Below are 12,383 nucleotides of genomic sequence, written 5' to 3' on the forward strand. Positions count from 1 at the left end.
TGAAATTGATGTGGAGACTGGCAAGTGTCACACTAACAGGCTTTTAAAGTGTTTTGTCTAGTTGTTTTTGGCTATTTGAAAGAGTTGTTTTTCAATATTTTATTAAATACAAATAATGAAAAAACAACCCCAAAAAATGAAGCATAAATATCATACCAATCAAACACTCGGTCAGGTTGATATTTATCTCGGATTTCATTTAATATCATTAACAAAAAGGTGCCAATACATGAAATAACGAAATGCTCTAGGGATTTGTTGAGTCGTATTCTATTGCTAGCATATATAAAAGGTATCGCAAAAGCCAAACCAAAATTGGGTAAAAACCCCAAAATAAATAGTACAAAATCGTTGCTACCGAAGTAGGGTCTTAAAAATTTTGATAAATACAGCATCATACCGACTACAATCGAAGTTGCAACTATTTTCTGTTCTTTTTTGGTATCAATGGATTCCATCAGCTAGAATTTTACTTTGATTTAATACTCGCCGCTGATTTTAGCGAGAGTATCAGTTTGCAAAGTATTGTAATTCAAAAGTTTACTAGCCTGTTGCTACACTTTATTTCTCTATTTCAGCAATTCGTTACACATTCTATAACGTACTTTTTTTTTCCTATTTCCCAGCCCTTACTCATCGAAAGCGAGTATTGAGCAAAGTTTTTATTTTTCCACGAAAAAATAGAATGATTTTGGGTAAAAAAGGGTAAGGTTGCCATTTTAGTAGCAAATCCTCTACCCCTTGACCACGATTTCTTCTTCTCGAAAAATGAAAAACATCATTTCGTTTCCTCCTAAACCCTTATTACTTAGTACGGGCTTGTTGTTGCTATATGCGCAGGGTTGCAGTGTACCGCAAAAACAAGTAGTTTCTAAAGATAAATTTGCCGACCACGTTCGCACTACCGAGTTTCGGACGCCTGAGCAAGAACGTCGAGGGTTCACGCTGCCGCCAGGTTTTGAAATTACGCTTTTTGCGTCCGAACCCCAGATTGCCAAACCCATCAATATAGAGTTTGACGACCGCGGGCGGCTGTGGGTTTCGCACTCGCTTGATTATCCGATGCCTGCGGTTTCGGGGGGAGGGAAAGATAAAATCACCATTTTAGAAGATACCAACGGCGACGGGAAAGCCGATAAATTTACTGATTTTCAGGATGGGCTCACTATTCCTATTGGCATCATGCCCGTAACCGACGGTGCTATTGCGTACAGCATTCCCAACGTCTATCATTTTACTGATGCCAACAACGATGGCAAAGCCGACCACCGAAAAGTGGTTTTGGGGGAGTTTGGCTACAAAGATACCCACGGAATGGTGAGCAATTTTGTACGTGGGTTTGACGGTTGGATGCACTCGTGCCACGGTTTTACCAATACGTCCAAAATCGCGGGTACCGATGGTGATTCGGTGACGATGGTATCGGGCAATACCTTTCGCTTTCGAACCGACGGCAGTCGCGTAGAACAAACCACCTACGGGCGTGTCAATCCGTTTGGATATGCCTACGACGAACGCGGGTTTTTGTACTCCGTCGATTGTCACTCCAAACCCATTTACCAGCTCATTAAAGGCGCTGATTATCCACATTTTGGCAAGAAACCAACGGGGATTGGTTTTGGTCCCGAAATGATGAGCTACGAACTAGGCTCAACGGCGCTTTCGGGCTTGGTGTATTACATTGGCGAGCAGTTTCCTGCCGAATACCGCAACAGTTTTTACAACGGCGACGTGGTTACGTGTCGCATCAACCGCAACACCATTACCTACAATGGCTCAACACCCGTGGCGCACAAAGAAGCCGATTTTTTGGTCAGCGACGACCCTTGGTTTCGTCCCGTGGATGTGAAAGTTGGCCCCGACGGAGCGCTCTATATTGCCGATTTCTACAATCGAATCATTGGTCACTACGAAGTACCGCTCAATCACCCAGGCCGCGACCGCACCAGTGGACGTATTTGGCGGATTACTTACAAAGGGAGCTCCGCCCAACCCTCTTTGAAAGATTGGTCAAAAGCCTCTATCGACGAGTTGGTGGCAGGGTTGAGCCATCCCCAGCTCAACGTTCGTCTAAAAATAGCGGATCGTTTGGTGGATGGCTGGAAAGAAAAGGCTATTCCGCCTGTGTCGCAGTTGCTGGCCTCGCCTACGACCGATGCTAAGGTGTTTGTGCAGGGGCTTTGGATACTTCACCGCTTAAACGCTCTGCCCACTTCGGCCTTGGAAAAAGCCCTGCACCATCCCGACCCACTGGTGCAAGTACACGGATACCGCGTATTGGCGGAGTCGGCGGCCATTAGCGATGCCCATCAGGCATTGGCTGTGGGAGCATTGGCCGATAAAGACTCTTTTGTACGCCGAGTAGCGGCCGAAGTTTTGACCCGTTTTCCTGCGTTGAAAAATATCGCTCCATTGGCGGATTTGTACCAACAAACCAACGACGAAGATTCGCATTTGAAATACACAACCCTGCTAGCTATACGTACAAATTTGGCTGCAAAAGGCATGATTCGTCAGGTGGCAAGCGCGACTTGGAGCGAGACCCAACGAGCTATTTTAAGCAAAGCGGCGGTGGATGTTTCCTCGCCCGAAGTGGCATCCTTTGTTTTGGAATATGCTACCCAACGCTCATTGCCCACCGACGAGTTGGCCAAGTACCTGGAATACACCGCTCGCTATACGGATGCCCTTGCGCTCAACGAAACCATTGGCTCTTTGGAAAAACGTTACGCAGATAACCGCGAAGGGCAATTTGCGTTTTATAACGCGCTGCGAAGAGGACTGGCGCAGGGAGGAAAAACGGTGACTAGCCGTATGCAAGAGTGGGGGACAACACTGGCAAAGCAGTATTTGGAACAACCGTTGGTGGAAAAAGAAACGGCTCAGCAAGTGGCGCGGCGGGTGCAGGCGGCCGAGGTAGCGGGCGAGTTTAAGAGCAAATCGTTGGAGCCGTCGGTGCTTCGTTTGTTTAAAAATACCCAAGCCGACGACCGAGTGCGGGTAGCCGCTGCCAGTGCGCTCATGAGCACCGATGCTTCCGCGTACACGCCGCTGATTGGCGGGGTGTTTTTGGAACGTTCGGAAAGGGTATCCTTACGGGAAAAACTGGTTGGGGTACTGACGCGTACCCATACGCCTGAAGTAAACGGATGGCTGCGAAAAGGACTAAACGGGGGGGCGCGTAGCTTACAAGGGGTGATTGCGGCGGCGTTGGCCAACTCCGAGTCGGGCATTGACCAATTGCTCAATGCCTTAAAAGAAGAAGAAATCAACGTGGACGTGGTCAGGGAAGGAGCGGTGAAAGAGCGCTTGGCGTCGAAGATGACGCCTAAGCAGCAAGCTTTGCTCAACGAATTGACGGCGGGGAGCGCCAATGAGTTTGAGGAACGTCAACAACTGATTCAGGCGCGTTTGGCGGGTTTTGAGTCGTCGAAAGCAACGGCCGAGGCGGGCAAAAGTGTATTTGTACAAAATTGCAGTTCGTGTCACCAAATCAAAGGTGCGGGTGGGTTGATTGGCCCGCAGTTGGACGGGATTGGGAATTGGGGTAAAAAAGCACTTTCGGAAAAGATATTAGACCCCAATCGGAATATCTCGGAGGCGTTTCGGAATTACAACATTACGCTCAACAACGGCCAAACCATGACGGGACTGTATCGCCGCACGGAAGGACAAACGATGATTTTTGCCAACAACGCAGGACAGGAGTTTTCGGTAGTGAAAAATGACATCAAAGACTACAAAGCCTCTAAATACACCTTGATGCCCGACCAATTCAGAAATACCATTCCTGAAAAGGACTTTTATGCGCTTTTGGGATTTTTATTGAAAACGAAGTAGTGGATGGTGATAGTTGGTTGAACATATTAAACGTGGCTAAAGGGATGCCAATAGGTGGTCGAGTTCATCCAAGGTCGCCGTAAATCCTTCTTTGAAGCCCATTTCAATCATTTTCTCCATCCGTTCGAGCGAGTCGTTGTAGATGACAATGCTAACTTTTGTCTTGCCGTTTTCCTCACCGAAGCTATAATCCCAATCAGAACCTGGAAGGTTGGGGTTTTCGTCGGCATCCGCAAATGCGCTCAAGTACTTAAAATTGGTTTTTGGCGTGATGGAAGTATATTTCTGGAGCGACCACGTCATGTGTCCTTCGGGACTTACCATGGCATAAAACCTTTTACCACCTACGGTAAAGTCCATTACTTTGGTTTTTGAGGTCCAAGGTTTGGGAGCCCACCATTGGTCAAGAATTTCTTGTTTTGTGAAGGCGTCCCAAACCAGCGAAAGGTCAGCGGCAAATTCGCGGGTTATGAAAACCGATTTAGCGGCTTTATCAACGGTAAAGTCAAACAATAAATGGTTCATGTTTAGTATGTTTAAATGGTTGATAATTGGTTTTTTCAATTGAGAAACTGACTGGTTGCAAATATATGTGCAACTTTTCGGTTTCTCAAAATTTGTGTTGAAAAAAATAAACGTAGCTTAAACGTTGGGTAGGTGGGAAGGAATGAGGAGTTTGTCGATGACTTATTGATTGTTTTCTTGTTCAATCGCCGAGATTTCGTTCATTATTAAGGCTTGTAGCTCATCTTTGGGCAATAAGAGTTGATATTCGGCTACAATTTTATTTTTTCTACTAATCGTTTTTCCAATTCCGCTTCTTTCACTTTTTCGGTTATGCCTAAGAAACCAAGATTGTACGCGTCTTTAAACACTTCGTTGGCATAATCAGCATCAATTTCGGGAAGTGTTTTGTTAAAATTATGTGATTTGATTTGCTTTTGGGCGTAGGCGTAACTGTCCATTTTTATGGCGTTGAGCAGCCAATCTCGACTCCAACTTTTTTCAATGGTTTGCTGCATATACCAATGGCGTACAATTTTATCTTTCACTTTTTCCATCAACAAGATATGATGCCCCCAAGGTATTTTTGCAACAGCCTGTTGCAAAATTGGGATTTCGGGATATTCTAAGGCAAAACGCAACATATAGCCCAAGTTTCTTTCTGAAAAACCTTTAAGGTCGGGAAAGGCTTGCTTCAAATCTGCTGTTAACCTGGGAATTACCTTTGCTGACCACCCTTCTTGCTGTTGGCGTTCGGCTATCATTCTACCCGTTTGCCAATACAACAATATCATTTCGGTATTTACGGCAAGTGAGGCGCGAAGACGTGCTTGCTGTATGGCGCTTTTTATTTCGCCAAGCAACGATTGGTATTTTACGATTTCAATTTCTTTGCTCATCCCTCTTTTTAATAAACCTTTTGTGTTAATGTTCAGAGTTCTTGCAATTTCGTTGGAGTCTAATGAATTTTTGAAAGGTCAAAGATAGGAAGGCAGACTTTACGTTCGCCCACTTCTCCGAAAAAACAAACCAACTGTGGGTAAAAAAGGAGGGGAGGGACACTTTAATTAAAAATTCTCACCCCTTTTCTAAACTCCTTTTTCTCCCCAAAAATGAAAACGTATTCGTTGTCTCTAGCCTTTGGGCTACTTCTAGTGTGGATGAGCTTGCCTGCTTCTGCGCAAACCAACCGCCCCATCAAATTTCAAAAACAAGTGCTCACGAAAATGTTCTTTTCCGAAGGCGTAGCCGTGGGCGACGTCAACCGCGACGGAAAAAAAGATGTGCTGTCGGGGGCGTTTTGGTACGAAGCACCTAACTGGAAACAGCACGAAATTGCTAAAGGCGATACATTTACGGTCAACGGTGGCTACAGCAATTCGTTTTTGAACTTTAGCATGGACGTCAATCAAGACGGTTGGATAGACTTTATTCGCGTCGATACCCCAGGAGAATCGGTGGTTTGGTACGAAAATCCCAAAAATAAAGCGGGGCATTGGAAAGCGTACACCATTCACAAATCCATTGGAAATGAGTCGCCTGCTTTTACAGATCTCGACGGCGACGGACGTCTTGATATCATCGGAAACGACCCCGAAGCCAAGCAAATGATTTGGCTCAAAGCTCCTTTCAAAAAAGGTGATACCGAGTGGAAACGCTACGTGATTAGTACCGACAATATTGGAATACACAAATACACCCACGGCTTGGGCGTGGTGGACATGAACGGCGATGGGCGGTTGGATGTGCTGATGCGTGAAGGTTGGTGGGAAGCCCCTGCGGATCGTACGCAGCCGAATTGGACGTTTCACCGAGCCAATTTGGGGGAAGAATGCTCGCAAATGTACCTACTCGATGTCAATAAAGACGGCCTAAAAGACGTCATTAGCATGTCGGCGCACAAATACGGCATGTGGTGGCATCAGCAAGGCAAAGATGCGCAAGGGAATCCGACCTGGGAAAAACACGAAATTGGGAAACTATTTTCACAAACCCACGGCTTGGCCTTGGCCGACATCAACAAAGATGGAAACCCCGATTTGGTGACGGGCAAGCGCTTTTTTGCCCATAACGGCAAAGACCCAGGGGCGTTTGAGCCTGCCGTATTGTATTGGTTTGAGTTTAAACCTGGCCCTAACCCAACGTGGATTCCGCACCAGATTGACGATAACTCGGGCGTAGGGCTGCATTTGGTAGTGGAAGACATGAACCGCGACGGGCTGCTGGACATCATTACTGCAAACAAAAAAGGAGCCCACGTGTTTCTTCAACAGAAATAAATAAAACAGGTGCGTACAGGACAGAATTTTGAAAGAAGCTGTCGTATGTTTGTCGTATGAAAGTTGGTTTATTCATCCCGTGTTATGTAGATCAGTTTTACCCCAAAGTGGGTATTGCTACACTCCAATTGTTAGAGAAATTTGGTTGTGAGGTGGGGTATCCCGCCAACCAAACCTGCTGTGGTCAGCCCATGGCCAATTCTGGCTATGAACACCTGACGCATGATTGCAACCGCCTTTTTGTTCAAAATTTTGCTGATTTTGACTACATCGTTGGGCCGTCGGGTAGCTGTGTCTTGCACATCAAAGAACACTTGCATACCGAAGGTGAGGGGGAAGCGAAAGCGACGCACATCCGCCAACGGGTGTATGAACTGACGGAGTTTTTGACCGATGTGCTCAAAGTCGAAAACCTATCGGCGCATTTTCCGTATCGGGTAGGGCTGCACCAAAGTTGCCACGGGCAGCGCGGATTGCACCTTTCGCAGATGTCGGAGTTGGTAGCGCCTGCGTTCTCAAAACCTGAAAAGCTCTTGCGAATGGTCGATGGGATAGAATTGGTACAACTCACGCGTAGAGATGAATGCTGTGGATTTGGTGGAACGTTTTGCGTGGCCGAAGAAGCAGTTTCGGCGCGTATGGGTGTTGACCGCATTGACGACCACATCAAGAACGGTACTCAAGTCCTGACAGGAGGCGATATGTCGTGTTTGATGCACTTAGAGGGCATCATTCGCCGCCGCGAGTTGCCCATCAAAGTAATGCACATCGCCGAAATCTTAACGGCGAATTAACCTCATCTTATATCCCTCTCCTGACGGGAGAAGGATTTTTACATTCTCCTAGAAACTAGTCGGTTATGAATCATTCTGAGGCTGCTGATAAATTTAATAAAGATTTTGACCGCACTACCTGGCACGACGAAACGCTCTGGTGGGTGCGCCAAAAACGCGACCGAGCGGCGTTTGCCATTCCCGAATGGGAAGATTTACGCAACACGGCGTCGCAGATAAAACACAACGTACTGTCCAACTTAGACACGTACTTGATTGAGTTTGAAAAAAATGCCAAGGCCAACGGCGTCACCGTTCACTGGGCCGCTGATGCGCACGAACACAATCAAATTGTCCTTTCGATTTTGAAAGAGCAAGGCATCCAACAAATCGTGAAAAGCAAGTCGATGCTGACCGAAGAGTGCCATTTGAACCCTTTTTTGGCCGAAAATGGCGTTGAGGTGATTGATACCGACTTGGGCGAACGCATCGTGCAGTTGGCCGACGAGCCACCAAGCCACATCGTAATGCCCTGCATTCACTGGAAAAAAGAGGAAATCGGCGTTTTGTTTCACAAACATTTGGGTACACCCGAAGGCTGCGCTGACCCATCGACGTTGACGTTGGCCGCCCGCGAACACCTGCGTGAGAAGTTTTTGACGCGTCGTGTGGCCCTGACGGGGGTGAACTTCGCCGTTGCCGAAACGGGCGAGTTTGTGGTCTGTACCAACGAAGGGAATGCCGACATGGGGACGCACTTAGCCGATGTTCACATTGCGTGCATGGGCATCGAAAAAATCGTCCCTAAACGCAAGCATTTGGGGGTTTTCTTGCGTCTGTTGGCGCGTTCTGCCACGGGACAGCCTATTACAACTTATTCGAGCCACTTTGCCAAACCCCGCGAAGGACAGCAAATGCACATCGTATTGGTGGACAATGGCCGCTCTCGACAGCTGGGACGGGAGGAGTTTCGTAACTCGCTCAAATGTATCCGTTGTGGGGCTTGTATGAATACGTGTCCTGTGTATCGTCGCAGTGGTGGACACAGTTACCACAATGCCGTGGCAGGACCGATTGGGTCGATTTTGGCGCCCAATTTGGACATGACCAAAAACGCTGATTTGCCGTTTGCAAGTACGTTGTGCGGAAGTTGCTCGAACGTTTGTCCCGTCAAAATCAACATCCACGAACAACTTTACAGCTGGCGACAAGTACTTACCAAAAGCGGACATTCACCTACTGCCAAAACGATAGGAATGAAAGCGATGGCGGCGGTATTGTCGAGCCCATCGGTGTATCGTTTTTCGGGAAAAATAGGCCGTTTGACGTTGTCAAATACACCGTTTGTAGTCAACAACTCCTTGAATCCTTGGTACAAACAACGCGAAATGCCCGAACCTCCCAAAGAGTCGTTTGGAGAATGGTATAAGAAGAATCGGAAGTAGTTATTCGGTTCCTTGTTTAGTGTTTACGGTTTGGAGTTTTTCGCGTGTGGAGGGTTGCTCCCAACCCGACGAGTTCAGAAGTACCAAAAAGTTTGGAGTTTCCTGTTTGCAGTTTCCTGTTTTTTGTGTTGTGCAGAGGGTTGCTCCCAACCCGACGAGTTCAGCCGCAAAACAAATCTTTTTCTAAAAAAGAAACCCGAAACAGCAAACCCCAAACTGTAAACAGTAAACCCGAAACAGAACGCCAAAACAAGTAAAAAATGAGTCGTGAAAAAATATTAGCGGCCGTGGCCAAAAACAAACCCACGCTGACACCGCTACCAGATATACAAGATTTTGGAAACCCCTACAGCGATTTGGTCGCGCAGTTTACCTCGGTACTGACGACCATCGGTGGTACGGTGGTGGAAGTGCGCAGTTGGGAAGAAATCCAACAGTACGTTCAAACGCACTTTGCGGGGCGGCGTATGGTCACCAATCTTGCACCATTGGCAGACATGGCCCAGCAAAGTTGGCTAACGTCTGACCCTCATTCGTTGGACGACGTAGGATTGGCCATTTTACAAGGACAATTTGCCGTTGCTGAAAATTCGGCGGTGTGGGTCACAGAAGCCGAGATGGGGCAGCGAGTGACGCCTTTTATTGCCGAAACACTGGCATTAGTCATTCAAAAATCGGCGATTTTGCCCAAGATGCACCACGCTTACGCCCAAATCGGCGCGGCCGAATACGGTTTTGGCGCTTTCATCGCAGGGCCTTCCAAAACTGCCGACATCGAACAATCGCTGGTCTTGGGCGCGCATGGCCCTAAGTCGATGGTAGCCTTTTTGATAGATTGAAAAAAAGGTGAAACTTTGCTAAAAGTGGCTTCCCGAAAGTGCATTAACTTTCGGGAAGTTTTTTATACAAGCAATTTTTCATTCGTATGCGATTCTTAAAGATTCTTCTCAAAGTACTTGGCGTTATTTTATTGCTAATTGTCGCCTTGTTGGCCTGTATGCTCGCTCCCGTCGATGATACGCCTTACCAACAAACCAGCTATTACCAAGACTGGAAAAAGTCAGTGAATGGCTTAACTGCCACCGACACCACTCGTCATTCCTCACTCGTAACTCCTAATTCATTCAAGGTCGGTTGGGCCAAAGTAAATTTCACGCCCAAATCTCCGACTCCTACCGCGGGTTACGGAGTGCGTCGGGGGGCTTTGTACAAATCGGTGCATGATTCTATTTACGTTCGGGCGGTGGTGTTTGATAACGGAAATACCAAAGCGGCGATGGTGGTGGCCGATTTATTGATTCTTCCCCCTGCCGTGACCGAGCAAGTAAAAACCAAGCTTTCGGCCACGGGCATTCCGTTTGAACAAGTGTATTTTGGTGCTACCCACACCCACAACAGCATGGGCGGATGGAGTGGTGGCATTGTGGGCGAATTGTTTGGGGGGAAATTTAATCCCGACAACGTGACATGGGTGGCCGACGCCATCGTAAAAGCCGTGACTTTGGCACAAAAAGACCTGAAACCTGCTACGGTGGCGTATCATCAGTTGGCCGATACGGCAAAAGTACGCAATCGAGCGTTTGATGAAGGAACAATTGACCCGTTTGTTCGTACCATTCAGCTCGTACGTAGCGATGGGCAAAAAGCCTTGATTTGCTCGTACGCGGCTCACTCTACGATTACAAGTTCGGACAATATCGTCCTCTCTCGCGATTACCCAGGTGTATTAGTCGATTCGTTGGAAAAAGGCGAAGCCAACTTTGCGGTATTTCTTTCGGGAGCGGTCGGAAGTATGGGGCCTAAAGTGGGCGTAGAGTCGGATTCGGATTGGGTCAAAGTAGCCACCGAAGCCGACAGCTTGGAGTCGGACGTGCAAAAACAATTGCTCCAACTGAAGCCCTTTGAAAACCCTGCCTTGCGCATCGAAACGCTCACCATTCCGCTCCGAGAGCCTAATCCCCGCGTTACGTTGGGGTGGCGACTACGTCCGTGGGTATTTCATTGGGCGTTTGGCGATTTTCCCAATTACGTAAAAACGCTACGCATTGGCAACGTTCTAATGGTAGGTTTTCCTTGCGATTTTTCGGGGGAATTGGTGGCAGAGATGAGCGCCTACGCCGAAAAAAAGGGCCTTAAATTGATGGTAACAAGCTTCAATGGAGGGTATATCGGCTACATTACCCCCGACAAATACTACGGAAGAGACACCTACGAAACCCTCACCATGAATTGGTTTGGTCCGTACAACGGCGCGTATTTTCAGGAAATTGTGCGGGATTTGGTGGATAAGATGTCGTAAAAGAGGAATTATAGAGATGGCCATTGAAATTCATGAACAAAAGCTGCTTGAACAGCTTTTAAACCTAATTGAGCATAGCAAAAAACAAGTAGCTATTCAGGTAAATAGTGAATTGACATTGCTATTTTGGGAAGTAGGAAAACATATCAATGAATACATTCTTCAAAATCAAAGAGCCGATTATGGTAAGCGTATTTTTTCGACACTCTCAACAAAATTGAAGGAAAAATACGGGCGAAACTTCGAGGAAAAAAACCTGCGAAGAATGTCGCAATTTGCCGAGCAATTCAACGACTTTCAAATTGTCGTGCCACTGGCACGACAATTGAGTTGGTCACATTTCTTGATTCTCTTACCACTCAAAAATCAAGAAGCGCAACTTTTTTATGCTCAAAAAGCTGTACAGGGCGCTTGGGGCAAAAGAGAACTGCGAAGTCAAATCAATCAAAAGGTTTTTGAACGCACTACCATTTCCAATAGCCAACTGCCGATTACAGAGACGTTGATTGCGCCCAATATCTTCAAAGACCCCTATTTCCTGGATTTTTTAGGGTTAAAAAATGACTACCTCGAAAACGACCTTGAAAATGCTATACTCCGAGAACTCGAACAGTTTATCTTAGAGTTAGGGCGGGGTTTTGCGTTTGTCGAGCGCCAAAAAAGAATGATTATTGATGGCGAGGATTTTTACCTAGATTTACTTTTTTATCATCGCAGATTGAGGCGACTGGTGGCAATCGAACTGAAAATTGGGAAATTTCAGGCAAAGTTTAAAGGGCAAATGGAACTTTACTTGAAGTGGCTCAATCGTTATGAACGACAAGAAGGTGAAGAAGCTCCTATAGGACTCATCTTGTGTGCCGAAGCTAGTCACGAACAAATTGAACTCCTCGAAATGCACAAAGATGGGATTATAGTAGCTGAATACTGGACAGAGCTTCCGCCTAAACATGAATTGGAGGCCAAACTTCATCAAGCATTGTTGGAAGCCAAAGAAAGAATCGAAAATCGCAGGTTATTGGAATGAAGTAAAGCAGTTTGCCCCAAACTGTGATTTGGGGTAACAAAGGCACAGCGTCTCCGACGCCCTCTGAAAATATCGACAAGGTATTCGGGTTGTGAGCAACCCTTATCACAACATCCCCAAAGCCTCAGCGAGGCGTAACATTTGTAGAAAAAAGCACAACATTTGTAAGTGTTCGGGTTGTGAGCAACCCTCATCACAGCCTCCCCACGTACTCGA

Annotated in this window: 10 protein-coding genes; 7 read left to right on the plus strand and 3 right to left on the minus strand. The window is 46.7% G+C overall.

Going from position 1 to position 12,383, the window contains the following annotated elements:
* Positions 1 to 71 precede the first annotated feature (71 nt).
* Positions 72 to 458 carry a hypothetical protein gene (locus FHS57_RS00795; RefSeq protein ID WP_183970962.1) on the minus strand — a complete coding sequence of 129 codons (387 nt, stop codon included), beginning with the start codon at positions 456 to 458 and terminating at the stop codon, positions 72 to 74.
* 310 nt (positions 459 to 768) lie between these two features.
* Between FHS57_RS00795 and FHS57_RS00800 the strand changes: the two genes are divergently transcribed.
* Positions 769 to 3,840: a PVC-type heme-binding CxxCH protein gene (locus FHS57_RS00800; protein ID WP_183970963.1), complete on the plus strand. Its 3,072-nt coding sequence runs from the start codon at positions 769 to 771 to the stop codon at positions 3,838 to 3,840.
* Between the two features lie 36 nt (positions 3,841 to 3,876).
* Here the strand turns inward: FHS57_RS00800 and FHS57_RS00805 are convergent, their stop codons facing one another.
* Together FHS57_RS00805 and FHS57_RS00810 are read right to left on the minus strand one after the other, a co-directional pair.
* Positions 3,877 to 4,365 carry an SRPBCC family protein gene (locus FHS57_RS00805; protein ID WP_183970964.1) on the minus strand — a complete coding sequence of 163 codons (489 nt, stop codon included), beginning with the start codon at positions 4,363 to 4,365 and terminating at the stop codon, positions 3,877 to 3,879.
* A 251-nt stretch (positions 4,366 to 4,616) separates the two neighbouring features.
* Entirely contained in the window at positions 4,617 to 5,243 is a 627-nt protein-coding gene (locus FHS57_RS00810) for a DUF1016 N-terminal domain-containing protein (RefSeq protein ID WP_183970965.1), read from the minus strand.
* A 213-nt stretch (positions 5,244 to 5,456) separates the two neighbouring features.
* Here FHS57_RS00810 and FHS57_RS00815 point away from each other — a divergent pair, with 213 nt between their 5' ends.
* The 6 genes from FHS57_RS00815 to FHS57_RS00840 all read left to right on the plus strand — a co-directional run bounded on the left by FHS57_RS00815 (position 5,457) and on the right by FHS57_RS00840 (position 12,167).
* Positions 5,457 to 6,623: an FG-GAP repeat domain-containing protein gene (locus tag FHS57_RS00815; RefSeq protein WP_183970966.1), complete on the plus strand. Its 1,167-nt coding sequence runs from the start codon at positions 5,457 to 5,459 to the stop codon at positions 6,621 to 6,623.
* A gap of 56 nt (positions 6,624 to 6,679) precedes the next feature.
* A complete protein-coding gene (locus tag FHS57_RS00820; RefSeq protein ID WP_183970967.1) occupies positions 6,680 to 7,417 on the plus strand; it encodes a (Fe-S)-binding protein in 738 nt (245 codons plus the stop codon).
* A gap of 65 nt (positions 7,418 to 7,482) precedes the next feature.
* Positions 7,483 to 8,841: a lactate utilization protein B gene (locus FHS57_RS00825; protein WP_183970968.1), complete on the plus strand. Its 1,359-nt coding sequence runs from the start codon at positions 7,483 to 7,485 to the stop codon at positions 8,839 to 8,841.
* Positions 8,842 to 9,101: 260 nt separating this feature from the next.
* Entirely contained in the window at positions 9,102 to 9,680 is a 579-nt protein-coding gene (locus FHS57_RS00830; protein ID WP_183970969.1) for a LutC/YkgG family protein, read from the plus strand.
* Between the two features lie 86 nt (positions 9,681 to 9,766).
* Positions 9,767 to 11,140: a neutral/alkaline non-lysosomal ceramidase N-terminal domain-containing protein gene (locus FHS57_RS00835; protein WP_183970970.1), complete on the plus strand. Its 1,374-nt coding sequence runs from the start codon at positions 9,767 to 9,769 to the stop codon at positions 11,138 to 11,140.
* Between the two features lie 16 nt (positions 11,141 to 11,156).
* Positions 11,157 to 12,167 (plus strand): PDDEXK nuclease domain-containing protein, encoded by a 1,011-nt coding sequence (locus FHS57_RS00840; protein WP_183970971.1) that lies wholly within the window; start codon positions 11,157 to 11,159, stop codon positions 12,165 to 12,167.
* The last annotated feature ends 216 nt before the right edge of the window (positions 12,168 to 12,383 follow it).

Origin of the sequence: Runella defluvii, assembly GCF_014195535.1 — a bacterium.
In the GTDB taxonomy this organism is placed as follows: domain Bacteria; phylum Bacteroidota; class Bacteroidia; order Cytophagales; family Spirosomataceae; genus Runella; species Runella defluvii.

Coding starts and splice junctions, on each gene's coding strand:
- FHS57_RS00805 (WP_183970964.1), bottom strand. CDS start 4,365: ATGAACCATTTATTGTTTGACTTTACCGTTGATAAAGCCGCTAAATCG.
- FHS57_RS00825 (WP_183970968.1), top strand. CDS start 7,483: ATGAATCATTCTGAGGCTGCTGATAAATTTAATAAAGATTTTGACCGC.
- FHS57_RS00840 (WP_183970971.1), top strand. CDS start 11,157: ATGGCCATTGAAATTCATGAACAAAAGCTGCTTGAACAGCTTTTAAAC.
- FHS57_RS00835 (WP_183970970.1), top strand. CDS start 9,767: ATGCGATTCTTAAAGATTCTTCTCAAAGTACTTGGCGTTATTTTATTG.
- FHS57_RS00820 (WP_183970967.1), top strand. CDS start 6,680: ATGAAAGTTGGTTTATTCATCCCGTGTTATGTAGATCAGTTTTACCCC.
- FHS57_RS00830 (WP_183970969.1), top strand. CDS start 9,102: ATGAGTCGTGAAAAAATATTAGCGGCCGTGGCCAAAAACAAACCCACG.
- FHS57_RS00810 (WP_183970965.1), bottom strand. CDS start 5,243: ATGAGCAAAGAAATTGAAATCGTAAAATACCAATCGTTGCTTGGCGAA.
- FHS57_RS00815 (WP_183970966.1), top strand. CDS start 5,457: ATGAAAACGTATTCGTTGTCTCTAGCCTTTGGGCTACTTCTAGTGTGG.
- FHS57_RS00800 (WP_183970963.1), top strand. CDS start 769: ATGAAAAACATCATTTCGTTTCCTCCTAAACCCTTATTACTTAGTACG.
- FHS57_RS00795 (WP_183970962.1), bottom strand. CDS start 458: ATGGAATCCATTGATACCAAAAAAGAACAGAAAATAGTTGCAACTTCG.